Here is a 20,581-nt window from a genome sequence, read left to right as displayed (position 1 = left end):
AGGTTTATCATGTCTAAAATTTTAGTTTTCGGTCACCAAAATCCTGACTCAGATGCCATTGGTTCATCTTACGCTTTTGCTTACTTGGCTCGCGAAGCTTATGGCTTAGATACAGAAGTGGTTGCACTGGGTGAGCCTAATGAAGAAACAGCCTTTGTTTTGGATTACTTTGGCGTGGCTGCACCGCGCGTGATTACATCTGCAAAGGCAGAGGGAGCTGAGCAAGTTATCCTGACAGACCACAATGAATTCCAGCAGTCTGTGGCAGATATTGCAGAAGTTGAAGTTTATGGCGTGGTGGACCACCACCGTGTTGCTAACTTTGAAACAGCTAGTCCACTTTACATGCGCTTGGAGCCAGTGGGATCTGCTTCCTCTATTGTTTACCGCATGTTCAAGGAGCACGGTGTAGCAGTTCCAAAAGAAATTGCAGGATTGATGCTGTCTGGTTTGATCTCTGATACTCTCTTGCTTAAGTCACCAACAACTCATCCGACTGACAAGGTCATTGCACCAGAATTGGCTGAGCTGGCTGGTGTCAACTTGGAAGAGTATGGTTTGGCAATGCTTAAGGCAGGTACAAACTTGGCTAGCAAGTCTGCAGAAGAGTTGATTGACATCGATGCTAAAACCTTTGAATTGAGCGGAAATAAGGTCCGTGTAGCACAAGTTAACACAGTTGATATTGCTGAAGTTTTGGAGCGTCAGGCAGAAATCGAAGCAGCTATTGAGAAAACAAACGCTGAAAATGGCTACTCTGACTTCGTCTTGATGATTACAGACATTATCAACTCAGACTCAGAGATTCTGGCTATCGGAAGCAATATGGACAAGGTCGAAGCAGCCTTCAACTTTGTTCTTGAAAACAACCATGCTTTCCTAGCAGGCGCTGTTTCTCGTAAGAAGCAAGTGGTGCCTCAACTGACAGAAAGTTTTAATGCTTAAAGAGCTCATTTGAGGAAATAAGTTACTAGATGAGGGATATTCCCCTCATACTTAAAAAGGGGTCTCGGCTCCTTTTTTGATAGGCGAGAGAAATGAAGATTCAAGATTTACAAGATGGAGATTTGATTTTTACAGTCGGATCTTCAGAAATTGCTGCTGCAATCCGAGCAGCAACTGGTTCATACAGCCATGTGGCCATCTTTTTTAATGGTGAGATTTATCATGCAACCCATGAGAAGGGGGTTGTCAATCAAGATTTGTCTGATTTTTTGCAGGATGAGGATGTTTATGATGTCTATCGCTATCCAGCTATTGATGCAGATGCTGTCTTTAAAAGGGCCAAATTGCATCTAGGAAAGCCATACAATTTTAGCTTCTATCCGCAGTCCGATGGTTTTTACTGTTCGGAGTATATTGCGGAAATTTTGCCGATTTTTGATACGATTCCCATGCAGTTTGGTGATGAGAAAAATCTGATTTCTGATTTTTGGCAGGAATATTATCGGGATTTGGGCTTGGCTGTACCTATAGGCCAGCCTGGGACGAATCCTAGCCAGCTGGCTCAGTCAAGAAAACTCATCTACAAAGGAGAACTACATGATTAAAATCATCAATCCCAGTCGTTTGACGCGCCAGCCTTTTTTTCAGGAGCTGATTGATTATTTGGATCGGCATGAGGCAGTGATTCTGCGGGAGATTAAGAGAGAGTTTGAGGGCGTGGCCAACATTGACCGCTCGATAGAGGAGTTTATCAAGGCTGGCTACATCAAGCGGGAGAACAAGCGATATTACCTGACGCTGCCCTTTGTGGAAAGTTTGGAGGATGTGCGTTTGGATCAGGAAATCTTTATCCGTGATGATAGTCCGCTCTATCAGGAATTATTAGAGCTGCGCTTTGAGACTCAGCTTTCCAATCAGACCAATGCGGCGATCTTGCTGGAAGAGACAGATTTTCTGCGGGATAAGCTAACCTTGGCAAATTATTTTTACAAGATGCAGCGCCAGTATCCCCTGTCTGAGGCACAAAAGCCTCTCTATGCTATCTTAGGCGATGTCAATCCCGAATATGCACTCAAGTACATGACGACCTTCCTCCTCAAGTATGTCCGCAAGGATGAGCTCATGCAGAAGCGGCGGGACATTTTTGTTGATAGCTTAGTAATTTTAGGTTATATTCAACAAAATGAAGCAGGCAAGTATGAGTTACAGGCAAGCTTTGATAAGGAGAGATTTACTTTTCATCTGGACTGATGTTCCTGTAGAATGAGCAGAATATTTGACCTTTGAAAAGAAAAAACATATACTACTGTAAACGGTATCAGATACTGTAAAAAAAGAACGGAGGCAATCATATGTCACTAGAAAATAAATTCGATCAAGCTAAAGGCGCTGTTAAAGAAGGCGTTGGCAAAGTTACAGGAGATAATAAGACAGAAGCAGAAGGCTTTGTAGAAAAAACAGTTGCTAAAGCCAAAGAAGTTGCTGAAGATGCTAAAGAAGCTGTAGAAGGTGCCGTTGAAGGTATCAAAAACAGCTTGGATAAATAAGAATAGTGAGAAGAGAGTTAAAATTTAACTCTCTTTTTTGTTTCCAATAGCAGCAAGCAGCAATAAAAAAGTTTTATAAATTTGTAAATAATAAAAATTTAAGCTTTTCATGCTAAGATAGAAATATAAAAAAGAACCTGAAATGATGACATGAATTTACAGGTGGTGAAAGGAAAGATGATGAAACGATTGACACACCTACGCCCCTCAAAGCCTTTGAAAGAGTTGAGGTGGTTTGATATTGCTGTGATTACTCTGCTCATGTTTGGGCAGTTTATTTACCGCTCAACGGAGCTTTATCTAGCTAGCTTTGCACCAGCTTCCAGTACAGGAGCGACTGAAACGGTGACCAATACAGCCACTGAAGGAGCGGCTTTTTCTAGTAATTTCAATTTTCAGCTGCTAATGCTGGTCTTGACCATTCTTTACCTATTGTTTCGGCGCTTTGACTTTAAGCAGCTTCCTATTCGTCTGAGCTGGTCGGTTCTCCTCTGGACCCCTCTTATTTTTGTAGCAGTAGGGTTCTTTGGTGACATTGTGACGACGCTGAGCGGCGAGTATAATTACTTTGATCCAACTCTCTGGTCTTATGTAGATGTGCTAGAAATCTTCCGGAAATTTGCTGAACTGACACCTATGGCCATCCTCTACGGACTTCTCAATGGCTTCTATGAGGAATTCTTCTTTCTGGGGCTTATGACCTCTGTTAATGATAGGTACAAGTGGTGGGCTCTGGCCTATTCTACTATCATTCGGATTTCTTTCCACACCTATCAGGGCATGCTGTGGGCCTTGGTTATCGGAGTGGTATATGGCCTCTTTTACTATTTCCTTTACAAGTACAAGGTCAAGAACCTCCTGCCTTTCTTTCTCATGCACGCCTTGGCGGATATGTTTGGCTCCAGCTTGATGTACGTTCTGATTAAATGGCGTTAATTTTTACAAAACGACAATAAAAAGGCGATATCCACGCCTTTTTTCTTATAAATACTTTTCAGCAAGGGTATAGTCCCCTGGATAGGTTACTTTTTCTCCTTCTACGATTTGGTAAGCATCTGCTCCTTTGCCAGCTAGAATGACGGCATCTCCCTCTCGCTCAGTCAGACTGAGAGCTTTTTTGATGGCTTCTTCACGGTCGGCTATTTTTTCCACTGGATAGGAGATGTAGGATGCGATTTCCTCCGCAATGGCTAGAGGATCTTCATAGTTGGGGTCATCCGCGGTTAAGATAACGGTTAGCTCAGGATGCTGATTGAGTAAGAGACCGAAGTCTTTGCGCCGGCTTTCACCCTTGTTGCCTGTAGCACCTAAGAGGAGGATAATCTTGCCCTTCTGGTGTTCCTCTACCACAGACAGCAGGTTGCTCAGGCTGACGCCATTGTGAGCATAGTCAACGAAAATCTTGGCGCCATTTTTCTGAGTCAGAACTTCCATACGGCCTGGTACTCGGGTTGCGGCAATTCCTTTTTTGATGTCTTCGAGGCTAGCACCCAGTCGCAGACAGGCAAGACCAGCCGCTACTGCATTTTCCTGATTGAAGCGGCCGATGAGCTGGATATCGTAGTGGCCAGCTAACTTCCCAGCAGCTTCAAAGCTGAAAGCCTGAGAATCCTTGATAGTATTGCTTGAGCCTGCTCCATAGAAATCATGTTCCAAGGAGGCGACTTGCTCTTTCACGATTTGGAAATGGTCCATGTCGCTATTCACGATAACTGCTCGGCTATTATCCATCAAGAGCCGCTTATTATAGAAGTAGTCTTCAAAAGTAGGATGCTCAATGGGACCGATATGGTCGGGGCTGATATTGAGAAAGACACCGACATCAAAGGTCAAGCCGTAGACCCGTTTCTTGAGATAAGCTTGACTGGAAACTTCCATGATGAGATGAGTCCGACCATTAGCAAGGGCTTGGGCCATCATTTTGATAAGATCCAGACTCTCTGGTGTAGTCAGAGTTGACTTGAAGAAGGTCTCGCCATCCAAAGTGGTGTTCATAGTCGAGAGCAGGGCAGGTCGATGGCTTTGGGAAAGGATCTGATAGGCAAAATAAGCTGTAGTTGTCTTGCCTTTGGTGCCAGTAAAGGCAAGCAGTTTGAGCTTTTTCTCAGGATGACCGTAAAATTCCATAGCTAAGAGACTCATGGCCTGCTTGACGTCGTTGACCAAGAGGACCGGAATGCCCACTTGAAAGTCTGTCTCGCTGATATAAAAGCGCAGGCCAGCTGAGACGGCTTTTTCTAGAAATTCTTTCTTAAAAGTCTCACCCTTGACAAAAAAGAGGGTAGAGGCATCTGCTTCCCTGCTGTCATAACTGATACTATCGAAAGTCAAGCCGCTGTAAGAGAAGAAGTATTCTCCATCTTTGACAATATCACGAAAATTATGGTCTTCTTTTAAAATAGCTAATACGGTTTCAATTTTAATCATAAATCTATTGTAAACCTTATGGCTGGGTTTTACAAGAGGCAATGAAAAGTTTATAATAAAAGAAGAATAAATAGAAGAGGTTTTCTATGAGCCAAGAAACAACAAGCCAGCAGCAGCAGATGCTGCGGGGAACTGCCTGGTTAACTGCCAGCAATTTTATCAGTCGTCTTCTGGGTGCCATCTATATCATTCCTTGGTATATTTGGATGGGCAAGCACGGCGCCGAGGCCAACGGCCTTTTTACTATGGGCTACAATATCTATGCCTGGTTTTTACTGATTTCGACAGCCGGCGTGCCAGTGGCAGTGGCCAAGCAGGTAGCTAAGTACAATACCATTGACAAGGAAGAGCACAGTTTCACTCTCATCCGAGAGTTTCTAAAGTTTATGCTGCTTTTGGGAGCTGTCTTTGCAGTTATTATGTACCTACTTTCACCAGTTTTCGCTTCTATGTCTGGCGGTGGTTCAGACTTGGTGCCAGTCATGCAGAGTCTGTCTTTGGCTGTTTTGATATTCCCATCGATGAGCGTTATCCGAGGATTTTTCCAAGGCTTTAACAATCTCAAGCCCTATGCCATCAGTCAGATTGCGGAGCAGGTCATCCGGGTCATCTGGATGCTGCTGACCGCCTTTTTCATCATGAAAATCGGCTCTGGCAACTATGTAGAAGCGGTTACCCAGTCAACATTTGCAGCATTTATCGGTATGTTGGCTAGCATGGCTGTCTTAGCCTTCTATCTCTGGAAGACAGGTATGCTGACTTCTATCCTTCATAAGTCTGCCAATGCAGGGGAGATCAATAGCCGTGCCCTCCTCTGGGATACCATCCGAGAAGCCATTCCTTTCATTATCACAGGATCTGCCATTCAGCTTTTTCAGATTATTGACCAAAATACCTTTATCCATGTCATGGGTTGGATTAGCAAGTACAGCAAATCCGAGTTGCTGGTTCAGTTTGCCTATTTCTCAGCCAATCCTAATAAAATTACCATGATTTTAATTGCAGTGGCTACCTCTATCGGCGGTGTCGGGATTCCTCTCTTGACTGAGAACTATGTCAAAGGTGATTTCCGATCGGCTGCACGCTTGGTGCAGGATAATCTTAGTATGCTGATTTTCTTTATCTTGCCAGCAACCATTGGTGCTGTTTTGGTAGCGGAACCTCTGTATACTGTCTTCTATGGCAAGCCAGATGGTCTAGCACTAGGGCTTTTCATCTTTGCTATGCTGCAGACCATTATCCTCAGTCTATATACGGTGTTGGCTCCGATGATTCAGGCCCTCTTCCAAAATCGAAAAGCTATTATTTACTTCCTCTATGGAGTGGGAGTCAAGTTGGTGCTACAAGTACCCTTGATTTATATTTTCAAAGCTTATGGACCTCTTCTTGCGACGACAGTTGGCTTGATTATCCCAATCCTGCTCATGTATCAGGAAATTCGCAAGGTAACAGGTCTGAATCCTAAGAACCTCTTTAAACGGAGTCTCCTGTCAGTGATTCTGACGGTTCTGATGACCATCTTTGTCTTGGTAGCAGAGCTTCTTATCGGTCTCTTCCTTCATCCAAGCGGTCGGATTTCCAGCTTTGTCTATATCGCTCTGATTGGCGGTATCGGTCTTGCTGTCTATGGCGGTCTGGCGCTCAAAGTTCGCCTTATGGATCGCTTTATCGGTTCAAAAGCGGCTAGTCTGCGTCGACGCTTTCATATCTATTAAAAAGCCGCAGGGCTTTTTAATTTTTATCTTTATTATGTCTAAAACATCAACATTATAGTTTCAAACTATAGCTAGCTCTTGGAAAGAAAAAAGATAAATGTTTTCAAAAGATGTTACAATAGAGGGTGAAATATTAGCGAAGGATTGGAAGGTTAATATGAGTAAGGACGTAAAATTAAATACACTACTGGCTCAGGCTGGGGTAAAAAAAGATGAAGCAACCGGTGCTTTGACAACACCCCTGCATTTTTCAACGACCTACCAGCACCCTGAGTTTGGCCAGTCAACAGGTTATGACTATACTCGGACCAAGAATCCAACAAGGGTTAGCTTGGAAGAGACTCTGGCAGCTATCGAAAGTGCAAATTATGCTCTAGCGACTAGCTCTGGTATGTCGGCTATTGTGCTGGCCTTTAGTGCCTTTCCAGTTGGCAGCAAGGTTTTGGCTGTTCGGGATCTCTATGGCGGCTCTTTCCGCTGGTTTGCTCAGGCTGAAGCAGAAGGGCGCTTTGCCTTTACCTATGCCAATACAGAAGAAGAACTTCTGAATAGTCTAACAGAGGATATAGATATTGTCTATATCGAGACACCGACCAATCCTCTTATGGTAGAGTTTGACATTGCCCGCATTTCCCAAGCGGCTCATGAGCGAGGAGCAGCTGTCATTGTGGACAACACCTTCTACAGTCCTATTTATCAAAGACCGCTGGAGGATGAAGCAGATATTGTTCTGCACTCTGCGACCAAGTATCTGGGTGGGCACAATGATGTCTTGGCTGGAGCCATCATGACTAATGATGCTGCTATTTATGACAAGCTATTCTATAACCTCAATACAACTGGGCCGGTCCTGTCTCCTTTTGACAGCTATCTGCTTTTGCGCGGTCTCAAGACATTGGCTCTTCGTATGGAGCGCTCTACTCAGAATGCGCAAGAAGTAGTCGCTTTTCTGAAGCAATCTCCTGCGGTAAAAGAGGTTCTCTATCCAGGCAAGGGTGGTATGATTTCCTTTAAAGTTGTGGACGAAGGCAAGATTCCTCATCTCCTAAATAGCCTGAAAGTCTTTACCTTTGCGGAAAGTTTAGGAGGAGTGGAGAGCTTGATTACCTATCCGACGACCCAGACTCACGCAGACATTCCAGTGGAAGTGCGTCATTCTTATGGCTTGACAGATGATTTGCTGCGCCTGTCGATTGGAATTGAGGATAGTCGTGATTTGGTAGACGATTTACGTGCAGCCTTGGAGAATGAATAATATGGGAAGATATAATTTTGAAAAAGCCCCCTGTCGTGTAGGGCATCATACTTATAAATGGAAAGAAGCGGAGAAGGACAAAGAAGTTCTGCCAGCCTGGATTGCAGATATGGATTTTGAAGTTCTGCCTGAAATCCAGCAAGCTGTTCATGATTACGCTAATCAGTTAGTCTATGGCTATACCTATGCCAGTGAAGAGCTGATTAATGCCGTGCTAGATTGGGAGCGAGATGAGCACGACTATACCTTTGATCGGGAAGCCTTGGTATTTATTGAGGGGGTTGTCCCTGCTATTTCGACGGCTATCCAAGCCTTTACCAAGGAAGGGGATGCTGTCCTAATCAACACTCCTGTTTACCCACCTTTTGCCCGCAGTGTCAAGCTCAATAATCGTCGGCTTATTACTAATTCTTTGATAGAGCAGGACGGTCTCTTTCAGATTGACTTTGAGCAGTTGGAGAGGGACATTGCAGACAATGAAGTCAAGATTTATGTTCTATGTAATCCTCATAATCCCGGAGGTCGAGTTTGGGAACGGGAAGTGTTAGATAAAATTGGACGCCTCTGCCAAAAGTATGGAGTCCTCGTGGTTTCAGACGAAATTCACCAAGACTTGACGCTGTTTGGGAATGAGCACCAGTCTTTTAATACTGTCTCGCCTGACTTTAAGGACTTTAGCTTGATTTTAGCCAGTGCAACTAAGACCTTTAATATTGCTGGGACTAAAAATTCCTATGCTGTGATTGAGAATCCTAGCTTGCGACATCAGTTTAAAAAACGCCAGCTGGCTAACAACCAGCATGAAATTCCTGGTCTTGGATTTTTAGCGACAGAAGCAGCCTATCGTTACGGTTGGTCTTGGTTGATGGAGCTTAAGGAAGTTCTTGAGAAGAATGTGAATTTTGTGGTTGATTATTTTGCCAAGGAAGCGCCGCGCCTGCGGGTCATGAAGCCTCAAGGGACCTATCTGATTTGGCTGGACTTTTCAGATTATGGCCTGACAGATGACCAGCTCTTTCAGCTGCTGCGTGAAGAGGCAAAGGTCGTCCTGAATAGAGGAAGTGATTTTGGTCAAGAAGGCAAAGGTCATGCCCGCTTAAATGTTGCTGCTCCAGAGACCATGGTTGAAGAAATCTGCTCCCGTATTGCAGAGGTATTGCCAAAATAAATCAAAATATTTTTGAAATTTATCTCAAGCGATAAAAAAAGATTGACAATCCTTCCAAAGAGGAGTATAGTAATAGTGGAAAATCGGTAGGTGAGGCTACCATAAGGATACGGATGACTACCGCAAAGCAGTGGAGACACTACTCGTTGGTCAACAGTCTTGATCGCCAAGGTCAAGACTAAGCTCATTTCATCGCCTTATGGAGTTAAAGCTTGAACGGTAAATGCTTGCTTTATCTGTGCATAAAACAATGAAGCGAATAACCTGACATGCAAACAACCCTGCTGAGAAATTGGCAGGGTATTCTTTTTTGCTGAAAATATTTCAAGAGTGCAAATAGTTGATTGCCTGCCTCTCAAGAAAAAAGAAGGAGGAATAGTGATGAAATTTTGGTATTCTAGTACCAGTCCTTTTGCGCGTAAAGTATATGTTACAATTTTACATCATCATTTAGAGGAGCAAGTGGATATTCAGAAAGTTCAGGTGGCTTTTGATAGAAATTCACCGCACAATCAAGATAATCCTTTAGGTAGAATTCCTGCTTTTCAAGCTTCCAGTGGAGAATGGTTATATGGTAGTGATTTAATTTCTCAATATTTAGACGAACTAGGTCAGGAAGTCTCACTTTTCCCCAATGGAATGGAGAAATGGCATGTTTTAAATATACTGTCCGTTGCTGAAGGAATTTTGGAAAATACAATGCCGATTGTTGCGGAAAAATTTTTCCATGAAAAAGAACATTGGTGGAAAGACAGACATCAGCAAATTGAAGAGAGAAATATACGGAGTTTGTCTTTGTTAGAGAAACTGGCTACTGAGCAAGGGCTCTCTTTAAATATTGCAACAATCCAAGTAGTTGCTCTTGTAGATTGGTGGAATTTACGTGAAGAAGTTATTGGATTTTCTTTAAAAGAAAATTTTCCAGAATTGCAAGATTGGACACAGAAGATGAATGCCACCTTTGACGTCTTGCAGGCATCTTGGGACTTTTAATTGTTTTTATAAATTAAGAAAGGAGACACGCGATGCAAATTGACGATTATCCGGAACCGCACATACACAGCCAATCGCTGATTTGTGTCGTTCTGTCCTTATAAAGTGATTGGTCCCTGTGTATGAAAATTATTAATCATACATCAAGGAGAAACCAATGAAAACAGTAAAAGAAAGATTAGTTGCTGCTCTGCAGCTTCCTGTAAAAGAAACTCTGGCTTTTTACAAGAGTTCTTTTCGCGGCCTGACAGAAGAACAGGTTGAAGAAAATCGTGACCTTTATGGTGAAAATATCATCACAAAGGGTCAGGAAGACTCTATCCTAAAGAAAATTTACGAGTCTATCATTAACCCCTTTACAGTCATCTTATTGGTGATTGCCCTCGTGTCTTTAGTGACCAATGTTTGGCTGGCTAAGCCTGGTGAGGAAGATCCGACAACTTCCATCATCATTGTTGTTCTGGTGCTGATTTCTGGAGGCATTCGTTTTGTTCAGGAATTGCGGAGCGACCGCGCTGCTAGCAATCTGTCTCAGTTGATTGTCAACACGGCTACGGTTATCCGTGAAGGAGCAGAGCAGGAACTGCCGATTGATGAGCTTGTTGTAGGAGACATCATCAAGCTTAGTGCCGGAGACATGATTCCTGCAGATGTGCTGCTACTGGATTCGCGTGATTTCTTTGTTCAGCAGTCCGGCCTGACAGGCGAAAGCGATGCAGTAGAAAAGGTCTATTTGGCCAAGTCGGATGGGCAAAATCTAGATAGCCTTTTAGAAACAGAGTCGCTGGCTTTTATGGGAACCAACGTTATTTCCGGAAGAGCTACAGCTCTGGTGCTGGTGGTTGGCGATGAGACCATGATGGGAGCCATTGAGCAGACGCTTAACACCTATGATGAGCCGACCTCTTTTGAGCGCGAGATGAATAGCATTTCCTGGCTCTTGATTCGTCTGATGCTCGTCATGGTTCCAGTCGTGTTCTTCATAAACGGTCTGACAGACGGCGACTGGCTGGAAGCAGGTGTCTTTGCCCTCAGCGTTGGGGTCGGCCTAACTCCAGAAATGCTGCCTATGATTATCACGGCGAGCTTGGCTAAAGGTTCCATTATTATGGCTCAGGAAAAGGTCGTGATTAAGAAGCTGAACGCTATTCAGGATCTAGGAGCTATTGATATCCTTTGTACGGATAAGACAGGCACACTGACTCAAGATGAGATTGTGTTAGAATACCCGCTGGATATTCATGGTGATTTGGACTTAGCAGTGCTCCGTCGTGCCTTTCTCAATTCCTACTATCAAACTGGTCTCAAAAATCTCATGGATCGAGCTATTATCAATCGGACGGAGAAAGAAGCAGAAAAGCATGAGATTGTCCGTAATTTAGACCAAACCTTTAAGAAAATTGATGAACTGCCCTTTGACTTTGAACGCCGTCGCATGAGTGTCATTGTCAAGGATGATGAGGATGTTATCAGCATGGTGACCAAGGGGGCCTTGGAGGAAATGCTGGCTATCTCTAGCCATGTAGAATACAAGAAACGCATTACTGAATTGACTGAGGAGATTCGTCAGGAAATCCTTTCGGAAGTGGCTCAACTCAATGAGCAAGGGCTGCGCGTGCTTGGTGTTAGCTACAAGTCAGACTTAGAAGAAGATTACGACTATGAAGTCAAGGATGAATCTAACATGATTTTGACGGGCTATCTGGCCTTTCTAGATCCACCTAAGTCATCTGCGGCTCCAGCTATTGAAACCTTGGCTGAGTACGGCGTTGCTACTAAGATTTTGACCGGTGATAATGATAAGGTGTCCCAGGCAGTCTGTGAAAAGGTTGGGCTAGATGTAGACAATATCTTGCTGGGTGTAGAGGTGGATGTCTTATCTGATGAAGAATTGAGCCAAGCGGTAGAGAATACAACGGTCTTTGCCAAGCTCTCACCTGACCAAAAAGCTCGGATCATTCTCCAACTCAAGGACAATGGTCACAAGGTTGGCTACATGGGTGATGGTATCAATGATGCACCTTCTATGAAGGTAGCAGATGTGGGTATTTCTGTTGATACAGCTGTCGATATAGCCAAGGAAACAGCAGATGTCATTCTGCTGGACAAGGATCTCATGGTTCTGGAGAAGGGGTTGGTAGAGGGACGCAAGGTCTATGCCAACATGACCAAGTACATTAAGATGACGGTCAGTTCCAATTTTGGGAATATCTTTTCTCTCCTCTTTGCCAGCATCTTTTTGCCATTTCTTCCTATGGCACCAGTTCATCTGATTGTCCTTAATCTGGTTTATGATCTGTCCTGTATCGCTCTGCCCTTTGATAACGTTGACAGTGAATTTCTCAAGAAACCACGGATTTGGTCTGCTAACTCTATTACCCGCTTTATGGCTTGGATTGGGCCTATCTCATCCATTTTTGATGTTTTGACATACTTAGCCCTCTACTTTATCATTGTTCCTATGATAACAGTAAGCAGTTATCAAGCTGGCACTGAACAGGCAGAGACCTTTATCACTCTTTTTCAAACAGGCTGGTTCGTTGAGTCCATGTGGACCCAGACCATGGTCATCTACATGCTGCGCTCACCTAAGCTGCCATTTGTGCAGAGCCGTCCTGCTTTATCCGTTATTGTGACGACCATGGCAGCAGCTCTCTTTGTTACTTCCTTGCCATACAGCCTCTTTGCGTCAGTTCTGAAGACAGCTCCGTTGAATGGCACTTATTTCCTTTTCCTCTTCTTGATTATTGTGCTTTATATGGTTAGTGTAACTCTTGTTAAACACCTTTATATCAAGCGCTATAGAGAATGGCTATAAGGTGAAGAAAATCTTTGAAAAGGCTTGCTTATGGCAAGCCTTTTCACTCTTTTTTTGATATAATAAGAAGAATAAATTGAAAGAAGGAAATCCAATCATGGGAAAACTTGAAGTTATCGCTCATCCACTAATTCAGCATAAATTGTCTATCTTGCGTCGTACAGATACCTCTACCAAGGCTTTTCGTGAATTAGTTGATGAAATCGCAATGCTCATGGGATATGAAGTTTTGCGCGATTTACCACTTGAAGATGTAGAAATTGAAACACCGATTACGAAAACGGTCCAAAAGCAGATTGCAGGGAAGAAATTAGCTATTGTTCCAATCTTGCGGGCTGGTATTGGTATGGTGGATGGACTTCTGAGCTTGGTTCCAGCAGCTAAGGTCGGCCATATCGGAATGTACCGTGATGAAGAAACTTTGAAGCCGGTTGAGTATCTGGTCAAGTTGCCAGAAGATATTGACCAACGTCAGATTTTCGTTGTAGATCCAATGTTGGCTACGGGTGGTTCTGCTATCTTGGCTGTGGATTCTCTGAAGAAACGTGGTGCTAGCCATATTACATTTGTCTGCTTGGTTTCAGCGCCTGAAGGAGTAAAAGCCTTGCAGGAAGCTCATCCAGATGTTGATATTTTCACAGCTGCTCTGGATGATCATCTTAATGACCATGGTTATATCGTACCAGGACTGGGAGATGCAGGAGATCGTCTTTTCGGGACCAAGTAAAAGTTTCTATTTGACCTTTTTTGACCAAAAGGATATAATAGTCTCGTAATTTGAAATTCTATTCCCTAGTTTGATAGAAAATTTTAAAAAGAGAAAGAGAGAAAACTATGATTCCTGTAGTTATTGAACAAACCAGCCGAGGGGAGCGCTCCTATGATATTTACTCCCGGCTATTAAAAGATCGGATTATCATGCTGACTGGCCCAGTAGAGGACAATATGGCTAATTCAGTCATTGCCCAGCTCCTTTTCTTGGATGCACAGGACAATACTAAAGATATTTATCTCTATGTGAATACGCCGGGCGGATCCGTTTCAGCAGGTCTGGCTATTGTGGATACTATGAACTTCATCAAGTCTGATGTTCAGACCATTGTTATGGGTGTAGCTGCCAGCATGGGAACAATCATTGCTTCCAGTGGTGCTAAGGGCAAACGATTCATGCTGCCAAATGCAGAATATCTGATTCACCAGCCAATGGGCGGAGCTGGAAGCGGTACTCAGCAGACGGATATGGCCATTGTAGCTGAGCACTTACTTAGAACTCGGAATACCTTGGAAAAAATCTTGGCTGAAAACTCTGGCAAGTCCGTTGAGCAAATCCACAAGGATGCGGAACGCGATTACTGGATGAGTGCTCAGGAAACCTTGGAATACGGCTTTATTGATGAAATCATGGAAAATAGCAATCTGAGCTAACAGAGGAGGAGCCAAAAGAGGCTCTTTTTTTGCTGTTTTGAATCTGACGAGCTAGCAAGTTCAGGTGTTTTAAGCTAATCATAAAGCTTTTCAGGGCTAGTTTTTTTGCCCTATCTTTGCTATAATCATCTAAGAACTACATGGACTGGAAAGGAGTTTTATGATAGAGAGAGAAGAAAGAGTGGGCTTGATTGTCTATCTTTACTATAATCGAGATGCCAAAAAGCTAGCTAACTTTGGGGATATTATTTATCATTCTAAGAAGCATCGCTATCTGCATCTCTATGTCAATCAAGAGGAAGCCCAGAACTTACAGGAGAATCTGCCCAAGGAGCGCTACGTTAAGCAAGTTCGGATTTCTCACATAAAAGAACTGGATCAAAACTTTGTTGGAAGCCTGTATAGAGAGCAAGAAAACGTTATCATTTGATAAAATTTCTATAAAGGGTTGACAATTGTCAGATAATTCGATATATTCTTACTATATCATCAATCAAATCACTTAAGGAGATTTCCTAATGAAGAAAAAATTTGCACTATCCCTAGTAGCTTTTGCTAGTGCGGCCCTTCTCGCAGCCTGTGGAGAAGTATCCAATAACAACTCAACAGCAACTGGTACAGAAATTGGCGATACGATTAAATTTGGTTTCAACTTTGAAGAATCAGGTGAAGTAGCAGCCTACGGTACAGCTGAACAACATGGTGCTCAGTTGGCTGTTGATGAAATCAACGCTGCTGGTGGCGTAGATGGCAAGAAGATTGAAGTTACTGATAAGGATAACAAATCAGAAACTGCTGAAGCATCTACCATCACTACTAGCTTGGTTACTCAAAGCAAGGTAAATGCAATCATCGGCCCTGCGACTTCTGGAGCTACAGCTTCAGCTACTGCAAATGCTGCTAAAGCAGGTGTACCAATCATTACACCAAGTGCGACTCAGGATGATTTGACCAACAAGCAAGATTATCTTTACCGTGCAACCTTCATTGATAGCTACCAAGGTAAAATCATTTCTAAGTATGTTACTGATAACTTGAAAGCTAAGAAAGTCGTTCTTTACTACGACCAATCTAGTGACTACGCTAAAGGAATGGCGGATGCTTTCAAGAAGGAATTCAAGGGTGAGATTGTAGCAACAGAAACTTTCCAATCCAAGGATACAGACTTCCAAGCTGCTTTGACAAAGATTAAGGGCAAAGAATTTGACGCTCTGGTTGTTCCAGGTTACTATACAGAAGCTGGTAAAATTGTCAATCAAGCGCGTGGTTTGGGTATTGACCAAACAATCGTTGGTCCTGATGGCTTTGGTGATGCTAAGTTCGTTGAGCAAGCAACTCCTGCGGCAGCTACAAATGTTTACTATGTATCTGGCTTTACAACTTCTGGTGAAATGTCAGAAAAAGCTAAGAAGTTTATTGAAGCATATAAAGCTAAGTACAAAGAAGAGCCATCTATGTTTGCAGCTCTGGCATATGACTCTGTTTATATGGCAGCAGAAGCAGCTAAAGGCGCTAAAACTTCTGTAGATATCAAAGACAACTTGGCTAAGCTTAAAGATTTCGATGGAGTGACTGGTTCAATCACTATTGATAAAGATCACAATCCAGTGAAAACAGCTCTGATGATTGGCTTGAAAGACGGTCAAGTAGATACTGTAGAAACAGTTAAAGCGGAATAGTAGTTATGAGGCTGGGACTATCCCAGTCTTTGACTTGTTTTCTATTTTTAGTTGCTTGAGCAAGTTAGTAGATGATTTCTTTCTTCATAAATCTACGGATTTGAAAGAGTATCGTTTTATAATCTATTCTTCTTCGTTTCTCAATCAACTATTATTCGTATTTTGGGAGTGGGATGATAAAATCACGACCTAGTCTGCTGATTTTTCTCCCATTCCTTATTTTATTATAGAAAGAGTGGTGTCTAATGCTCCAACAATTAGTCAACGGTCTAATCCTAGGTAGTGTTTATGCGCTTCTGGCTTTGGGTTATACCATGGTTTATGGGATTATTAAGCTGATTAACTTTGCCCATGGCGATATCTATATGATTGGTGCCTTTATGGGTTATTACTTGATTAATATCTTGAAGTTTAATTTCTTCCTTTCTCTCATTTTAGCGATGATTGGGACAGCGATTCTCGGTGTGGTTATTGAGTTTTTAGCCTATCGTCCTCTGCGTAATTCGACTCGGATTGCGGCTTTGATTACAGCCATTGGGGTCTCCTTTCTCCTCGAGTATGGCATGATTTTCTTTGTCGGTGCCAATACTCGTTCCTTCCCACAGGTTATTAAAACAGTACGCTTTAACTTAGGGCCGATTTCTATTTCAAATATTCAGTTGCTGATTTTGGGAATTTCGATTTTCCTCATGGTGGCTTTGCAGTTCATCGTGCAGAAGACAAAGATGGGTAAGGCTATGCGTGCTGTGTCCGTAGACAGTGATGCTGCTCAGCTCATGGGAATCAATGTCAATCGGACAATCAGCTTCACCTTTGCTTTGGGATCAGCTCTTGCAGGAGCTGCTGGCGTCCTGATTGCCCTTTACTATAATTCATTGGAGCCTTTGATGGGGATGACTCCAGGTATCAAGTCCTTTGTAGCGGCCGTTCTCGGTGGTATTGGAATTATTCCTGGTGCTGCGCTTGGTGGCTTTGTTATTGGTCTTTTGGAAACTTTTGCGACAGCGCTTGGACTATCTGATTTCCGTGATGCCATTGTCTATGCGATTTTGATTGTCATTCTTCTGATCCGTCCAGCTGGTATCCTCGGTAAAAATGTGAAAGAGAAGGTGTAAGGTATGAAAAAGAATTTAAAGGTAAATATTTTCTGGCTTGGCCTTGTCTTAATTGGCTACCTGCTGATGACAGTATTGGTTAGTGCCGGTGTTCTCAATGCTTTTTATATTCAAATCTTAGAGCAAATCGGGATTAATATTATTCTGGCTGTGGGGCTTAATCTCGTCGTCGGATTCTCAGGTCAATTCTCTCTTGGGCACGCTGGCTTTATGGCTATCGGTGCCTACGCAGTAGCAATTATTGGCTCTAAATCGCCAACTTATGGAGCCTTCTTCATTGCCATGCTAGCTGGAGCTATCATTGCTGGTATTGTGGCTTTGGCAGTCGGTTTGCCAACACTACGTCTTAAAGGGGACTATCTAGCGATTGCGACTCTTGGTGTCTCAGAGATTATCCGGATTCTGATTATTAATGGCGGTACTTTGACGAATGGCGCAGCTGGTATCCTATCCATTCCGCCCTTTACTTCTTGGCAGATGGTCTATGTCTTTGTTGTTATCACAACTATTTTGACCTTGAATTTCCTGCGCAGTCCTATCGGTCGCAGTACTCTGTCTGTCCGTGAGGATGAGATTGCTGCCGAGTCTGTTGGGGTTAACACTACTAGAATCAAAGTGACAGCCTTTGTTTTAGGAGCTATCACGGCTTCTATTGCTGGCTCTCTTCAAGCTGGCTTCGTTGGTTCAGTTGTTCCTAAGGACTATTCCTTTACCAACACTATCAATATCTTGATTATTGTCGTTTTTGGTGGCCTAGGCTCTATGACTGGAACCATTGTAGCTGCAGTGGTATTGGGAGTTCTCAATATGTTGCTGCAGGATGTATCCAGCATTCGGATGATCGTCTATTCTTTGGCTTTAATCTTGGTCATGATTTTCCGTCCAGGCGGACTCTTAGGAACTTGGGAGCTGAGCTTGTCTAAGCTCTTCAAAAAGAATAAGGAGGTCAAAGAATAATGGCACTTCTTGATGTGAAAAATCTAACTAAAAACTTTGGCGGTTTGACCGCTGTCAGCGATGTAACTTTGGAACTCAACGAGGGAGAGCTGGTTGGTCTGATTGGCCCTAATGGTGCAGGAAAAACGACTCTTTTCAACCTCCTAACCGGTGTCTATGAGCCTAGTGAAGGGACAGTGACACTAGATGGTCATTTGCTAAATGGTAAGGTTCCTTATAAGATTGCTGCTTTAGGGCTAGGGCGGACCTTCCAGAACATTCGGCTCTTTAAGGACCTTGGTGTTTTGGATAATGTTTTGATTGCCTTTGGTAATCATCATAAGGCTCATGTGTTGGCTTCTTTCCTCCGCCTGCCAGCTTACTACAAAAACGAAGAAGAACTCAAAGCTAAGGCTTTGGAGTTGCTGAAAATTTTTGACTTGGACAAGGAAGCAGAAACCTTGGCTAAGAACTTAGCTTATGGTCAGCAGCGCCGCTTGGAGATTGTTCGGGCCTTGGCAACGGAGCCAAAGATCCTCTTCTTGGATGAGCCGGCTGCAGGGATGAACCCTCAGGAGACAGCAGAGCTGACTGCATTGATTCGACGGATTAAAAACGAATTTAACATTACCATCATGCTAATTGAGCATGACATGAGTCTGGTAATGGAAGTTACTGAACGAATCTATGTTTTGGAGTACGGCCGCTTGATTGCGCACGGAACACCTGATGAAATCAAGAATGACAAACGCGTTATTGAAGCATATCTAGGAGGTGAAGCCTAATGTCCATGCTTAAAGTTGAGAATCTCTCTGTCCATTATGGCATGATTCAGGCTGTCCGTGATGTCAGCTTTGAAGTAAACGAAGGAGAAGTCGTTTCTCTGATTGGTGCCAATGGCGCTGGGAAAACGACCATTCTCCGCACGATTTCAGGCTTGGTTCGTCCAAGTGCTGGTAAAATTGAATTTGTAGGCAATGAAATTCAAAAAGTTCCTGCTCAAAAAATCGTAGCAGCTGGACTTTCGCAAGTACCAGAAGGACGTCATGTCTTTCCAGGTTTGACCGTTTTGGAGAATTTGGAAATGGGCGCCTTTCTCAAAACAAACCGCGAAGAAAATCAAGCCAATCTCAAAAAGGTCTTCTCTCGTTTCCCTCGTTTGGAAGAGCGTAAAAACCAAGATGCTGCAACCCTTTCAGGTGGTGAGCAGCAGATGCTGGCTATGGGACGGGCTTTGATGTCTACGCCTAAGCTTTTGCTCTTGGATGAGCCTTCTATGGGCTTGGCGCCAATCTTTATCCAGGAAATCTTTGATATTATTCAAGATATTCAGCGACAAGGCACAACAGTTCTTTTGATTGAGCAAAATGCAAACAAGGCTCTCTCTATCGCTGACCGTGGTTATGTCCTTGAAACAGGTAAAATAGTTCTGTCCGGAACTGGACAAGAGCTCCTCGCTTCTGACGAAGTCCGTAAAGCATATCTAGGTGGTTAAAAAGGTCCAATGGACCTTTTTAAGTTGCAGATAAAGAAAACAAGGTTTTCGTCAAAAACTGGGAAATTGTTTCAGGTTGCAAATGGGAACTCGCGGCAGCGAGTTTTCTTTAAAATGTCTGGGAGACATTTTTAGGTTGTTGATAGAAAGTTATGGTAGTAACTTAACATTTAGAAAAGGTCCATTGGACCTTTTTTCTTCTCCTAGATGCTTAAGGTAGTATAGCTAGCCATTTACTATCTTCAAATTTTTCCAATCGAGGGATTTTTCTAAATTTTGAAAACTTAGGCACAGGCCTTGGAAGCGTTTGAAATCAGCTTCAAAATAAAGTATAATAAGTATAAGAATTATGGATAGGAAGTAGAGGGAACTTTTATGGCAGTTAAAGATTTTATGACGCGTAAGGTGGTTTATATCAGCCCAAATACAACGATTGCTCATGCGGCAGATATGATGCGTGAGCAGAAACTCCACCGTCTGCCGGTGATTGAGAATGACCAACTAGTGGGACTGGTGACAGAAGGAACGATTGCAGAAGCTAGTCCATCTAAGGCAACGAGTCTGTCCATTTATGAGATGAACTATCTTCTCAACAAAACAAAGGTTGGTGATGTTATGATTCGTGATGTGGTCACGATTTCTCAGTTTGCCAGTCTGGAAGATGCGACCTATCTGATGCTGAAAAATAAGATTGGTATCCTGCCTGTCGTGGACAATGAGCAGCTTTACGGGGTTATTACTGACCGCGATATTTTCAAAGCTTTCTTAGAAGTGTCTGGCTATGGTGAAGAGGGAGTCCGTCTGCGCTTTGTCACTGAGAATAAGGTGGGGGTTCTTGAACAGATAATCCGTCTTCTGGTGGAAGAAAATCTCAACATCTCCAATACCGTCAATATCCCACGCAAGGATGGCAAAGTCGTCATTGAAGTACAATTAGCTGGTAATATAGATACGGCGCTCCTCAAGAAAAAATTTGAAGAGCATGCGATTGAGCTGGCTGAGATTACACATACTTCAGCAAAAGCATTATAAGCGATAAAAAGCCTCATCGTTAGATGAGGTT

General features: G+C 43.1%; 20 protein-coding genes and 1 riboswitch. Of the genes, 19 read left to right on the top strand and 1 reads right to left on the bottom strand.

The window, feature by feature from the left end; translation table 11 throughout:
* Window positions 1–9: 9 nt before the first annotated feature.
* From RSK81_RS09360 to RSK81_RS09340, 5 genes are all read left to right on the top strand, one after another.
* The gene (locus RSK81_RS09360) at window positions 10–945 is read left to right on the top strand and encodes a manganese-dependent inorganic pyrophosphatase (protein WP_002923599.1); all 936 of its coding nucleotides are present in this window, start codon (window positions 10–12) and stop codon (window positions 943–945) included.
* A 92-nt stretch (window positions 946–1,037) separates the two neighbouring features.
* Window positions 1,038–1,550 (top strand): YiiX/YebB-like N1pC/P60 family cysteine hydrolase, encoded by a 513-nt coding sequence (locus RSK81_RS09355; protein ID WP_002903235.1) that lies wholly within the window; start codon window positions 1,038–1,040, stop codon window positions 1,548–1,550.
* Entirely contained in the window at window positions 1,543–2,196 is a 654-nt protein-coding gene (locus RSK81_RS09350; protein ID WP_315686631.1) for a DUF1803 domain-containing protein, read from the top strand. The genes RSK81_RS09355 and RSK81_RS09350 overlap by 8 nt, the downstream gene beginning before the upstream one ends.
* Before the next feature lie 101 nt (window positions 2,197–2,297).
* Window positions 2,298–2,492: a CsbD family protein gene (locus tag RSK81_RS09345; RefSeq protein ID WP_002894655.1), complete on the top strand. Its 195-nt coding sequence runs from the start codon at window positions 2,298–2,300 to the stop codon at window positions 2,490–2,492.
* A gap of 177 nt (window positions 2,493–2,669) precedes the next feature.
* Window positions 2,670–3,428: a CPBP family intramembrane glutamic endopeptidase gene (locus tag RSK81_RS09340; protein ID WP_247908337.1), complete on the top strand. Its 759-nt coding sequence runs from the start codon at window positions 2,670–2,672 to the stop codon at window positions 3,426–3,428.
* A gap of 45 nt (window positions 3,429–3,473) precedes the next feature.
* On the opposite strand, the gene RSK81_RS09335 is transcribed toward RSK81_RS09340, so the two are convergent.
* Window positions 3,474–4,919, bottom strand: coding sequence for a UDP-N-acetylmuramoyl-L-alanyl-D-glutamate--L-lysine ligase (locus RSK81_RS09335; RefSeq protein WP_315686628.1), 1,446 nt, complete (start codon window positions 4,917–4,919; stop codon window positions 3,474–3,476).
* Between the two features lie 86 nt (window positions 4,920–5,005).
* Here RSK81_RS09335 and RSK81_RS09330 point away from each other — a divergent pair, with 86 nt between their 5' ends.
* From RSK81_RS09330 to RSK81_RS09265, 14 genes are all read left to right on the top strand, one after another.
* A complete protein-coding gene (locus tag RSK81_RS09330) occupies window positions 5,006–6,634 on the top strand; it encodes a polysaccharide biosynthesis protein (protein ID WP_315686627.1) in 1,629 nt (542 codons plus the stop codon).
* A 97-nt stretch (window positions 6,635–6,731) separates the two neighbouring features.
* Window positions 6,732–7,889 (top strand): cystathionine gamma-synthase, encoded by a 1,158-nt coding sequence (locus RSK81_RS09325; protein WP_315686625.1) that lies wholly within the window; start codon window positions 6,732–6,734, stop codon window positions 7,887–7,889.
* The gene (locus RSK81_RS09320) at window positions 7,882–9,057 is read left to right on the top strand and encodes a MalY/PatB family protein (protein ID WP_315686624.1); all 1,176 of its coding nucleotides are present in this window, start codon (window positions 7,882–7,884) and stop codon (window positions 9,055–9,057) included. Before RSK81_RS09325 ends, RSK81_RS09320 begins: the two co-directional genes overlap by 8 nt.
* 75 nt (window positions 9,058–9,132) lie before the next feature.
* Window positions 9,133–9,289: riboswitch (M-box (ykoK) riboswitch) on the top strand.
* Between the two features lie 149 nt (window positions 9,290–9,438).
* Window positions 9,439–10,050, top strand: coding sequence for a glutathione S-transferase family protein (locus tag RSK81_RS09315; RefSeq protein WP_009659077.1), 612 nt, complete (start codon window positions 9,439–9,441; stop codon window positions 10,048–10,050).
* A gap of 157 nt (window positions 10,051–10,207) precedes the next feature.
* Window positions 10,208–12,868 (top strand): magnesium-translocating P-type ATPase, encoded by a 2,661-nt coding sequence (gene mgtA, locus RSK81_RS09310; protein ID WP_125434778.1) that lies wholly within the window; start codon window positions 10,208–10,210, stop codon window positions 12,866–12,868.
* 97 nt (window positions 12,869–12,965) lie between these two features.
* Complete coding sequence (gene upp, locus RSK81_RS09305) at window positions 12,966–13,595, top strand: uracil phosphoribosyltransferase (protein WP_002894672.1); 630 nt, start codon at window positions 12,966–12,968, stop codon at window positions 13,593–13,595.
* An 80-nt stretch (window positions 13,596–13,675) separates the two neighbouring features.
* The gene (locus tag RSK81_RS09300; RefSeq protein WP_223310285.1) at window positions 13,676–14,293 is read left to right on the top strand and encodes an ATP-dependent Clp protease proteolytic subunit; all 618 of its coding nucleotides are present in this window, start codon (window positions 13,676–13,678) and stop codon (window positions 14,291–14,293) included.
* Between the two features lie 160 nt (window positions 14,294–14,453).
* Window positions 14,454–14,723 carry a YlbG family protein gene (locus RSK81_RS09295; RefSeq protein WP_002918525.1) on the top strand — a complete coding sequence of 90 codons (270 nt, stop codon included), beginning with the start codon at window positions 14,454–14,456 and terminating at the stop codon, window positions 14,721–14,723.
* 88 nt (window positions 14,724–14,811) lie between these two features.
* On the top strand, window positions 14,812–15,972 hold the full coding sequence (locus RSK81_RS09290) for an ABC transporter substrate-binding protein (RefSeq protein WP_002894677.1): 1,161 nt from the start codon (window positions 14,812–14,814) through the stop codon (window positions 15,970–15,972).
* Between the two features lie 245 nt (window positions 15,973–16,217).
* Window positions 16,218–17,087 carry a branched-chain amino acid ABC transporter permease gene (locus tag RSK81_RS09285; protein ID WP_002897070.1) on the top strand — a complete coding sequence of 290 codons (870 nt, stop codon included), beginning with the start codon at window positions 16,218–16,220 and terminating at the stop codon, window positions 17,085–17,087.
* Between the two features lie 3 nt (window positions 17,088–17,090).
* Window positions 17,091–18,044: a branched-chain amino acid ABC transporter permease gene (locus tag RSK81_RS09280; protein WP_002923615.1), complete on the top strand. Its 954-nt coding sequence runs from the start codon at window positions 17,091–17,093 to the stop codon at window positions 18,042–18,044.
* Window positions 18,044–18,808, top strand: coding sequence for an ABC transporter ATP-binding protein (locus RSK81_RS09275; protein ID WP_002923617.1), 765 nt, complete (start codon window positions 18,044–18,046; stop codon window positions 18,806–18,808). Before RSK81_RS09280 ends, RSK81_RS09275 begins: the two co-directional genes overlap by 1 nt.
* Complete coding sequence (locus RSK81_RS09270) at window positions 18,808–19,518, top strand: ABC transporter ATP-binding protein (RefSeq protein ID WP_002894681.1); 711 nt, start codon at window positions 18,808–18,810, stop codon at window positions 19,516–19,518. The genes RSK81_RS09275 and RSK81_RS09270 overlap by 1 nt, the downstream gene beginning before the upstream one ends.
* A 375-nt stretch (window positions 19,519–19,893) precedes the next feature.
* Window positions 19,894–20,550 (top strand): CBS domain-containing protein, encoded by a 657-nt coding sequence (locus tag RSK81_RS09265; RefSeq protein WP_002905931.1) that lies wholly within the window; start codon window positions 19,894–19,896, stop codon window positions 20,548–20,550.
* Window positions 20,551–20,581: the final 31 nt, after the last annotated feature.

The sequence above is a fragment of the Streptococcus sp. DTU_2020_1000888_1_SI_GRL_NUU_041A genome, from assembly GCF_032387735.1.
GTDB classification, from domain to species: Bacteria; Bacillota; Bacilli; order Lactobacillales; family Streptococcaceae; genus Streptococcus; species Streptococcus sanguinis.
The sequence above is the reverse complement of the archived record's forward strand: the minus strand, read 5'-3'. Positions and strand labels throughout refer to the sequence as shown.

Excerpts from the sequence above, each read along its gene's own strand:
- RSK81_RS09360 (WP_002923599.1), top strand. The coding sequence starts at position 10 with ATGTCTAAAATTTTAGTTTTCGGTCACCAAAATCCTGACTCAGATGCC.
- RSK81_RS09355 (WP_002903235.1), top strand. The coding sequence starts at position 1,038 with ATGAAGATTCAAGATTTACAAGATGGAGATTTGATTTTTACAGTCGGA.
- RSK81_RS09350 (WP_315686631.1), top strand. The coding sequence starts at position 1,543 with ATGATTAAAATCATCAATCCCAGTCGTTTGACGCGCCAGCCTTTTTTT.
- RSK81_RS09345 (WP_002894655.1), top strand. The coding sequence starts at position 2,298 with ATGTCACTAGAAAATAAATTCGATCAAGCTAAAGGCGCTGTTAAAGAA.
- RSK81_RS09340 (WP_247908337.1), top strand. The coding sequence starts at position 2,670 with ATGATGAAACGATTGACACACCTACGCCCCTCAAAGCCTTTGAAAGAG.
- RSK81_RS09335 (WP_315686628.1), bottom strand. The coding sequence starts at position 4,919 with ATGATTAAAATTGAAACCGTATTAGCTATTTTAAAAGAAGACCATAAT.
- RSK81_RS09330 (WP_315686627.1), top strand. The coding sequence starts at position 5,006 with ATGAGCCAAGAAACAACAAGCCAGCAGCAGCAGATGCTGCGGGGAACT.
- RSK81_RS09325 (WP_315686625.1), top strand. The coding sequence starts at position 6,732 with ATGTTTTCAAAAGATGTTACAATAGAGGGTGAAATATTAGCGAAGGAT.
- RSK81_RS09320 (WP_315686624.1), top strand. The coding sequence starts at position 7,882 with ATGAATAATATGGGAAGATATAATTTTGAAAAAGCCCCCTGTCGTGTA.
- RSK81_RS09315 (WP_009659077.1), top strand. The coding sequence starts at position 9,439 with ATGAAATTTTGGTATTCTAGTACCAGTCCTTTTGCGCGTAAAGTATAT.
- mgtA (WP_125434778.1), top strand. The coding sequence starts at position 10,208 with ATGAAAACAGTAAAAGAAAGATTAGTTGCTGCTCTGCAGCTTCCTGTA.
- upp (WP_002894672.1), top strand. The coding sequence starts at position 12,966 with ATGGGAAAACTTGAAGTTATCGCTCATCCACTAATTCAGCATAAATTG.
- RSK81_RS09295 (WP_002918525.1), top strand. The coding sequence starts at position 14,454 with ATGATAGAGAGAGAAGAAAGAGTGGGCTTGATTGTCTATCTTTACTAT.
- RSK81_RS09290 (WP_002894677.1), top strand. The coding sequence starts at position 14,812 with ATGAAGAAAAAATTTGCACTATCCCTAGTAGCTTTTGCTAGTGCGGCC.
- RSK81_RS09285 (WP_002897070.1), top strand. The coding sequence starts at position 16,218 with ATGCTCCAACAATTAGTCAACGGTCTAATCCTAGGTAGTGTTTATGCG.
- RSK81_RS09280 (WP_002923615.1), top strand. The coding sequence starts at position 17,091 with ATGAAAAAGAATTTAAAGGTAAATATTTTCTGGCTTGGCCTTGTCTTA.
- RSK81_RS09275 (WP_002923617.1), top strand. The coding sequence starts at position 18,044 with ATGGCACTTCTTGATGTGAAAAATCTAACTAAAAACTTTGGCGGTTTG.
- RSK81_RS09270 (WP_002894681.1), top strand. The coding sequence starts at position 18,808 with ATGTCCATGCTTAAAGTTGAGAATCTCTCTGTCCATTATGGCATGATT.
- RSK81_RS09265 (WP_002905931.1), top strand. The coding sequence starts at position 19,894 with ATGGCAGTTAAAGATTTTATGACGCGTAAGGTGGTTTATATCAGCCCA.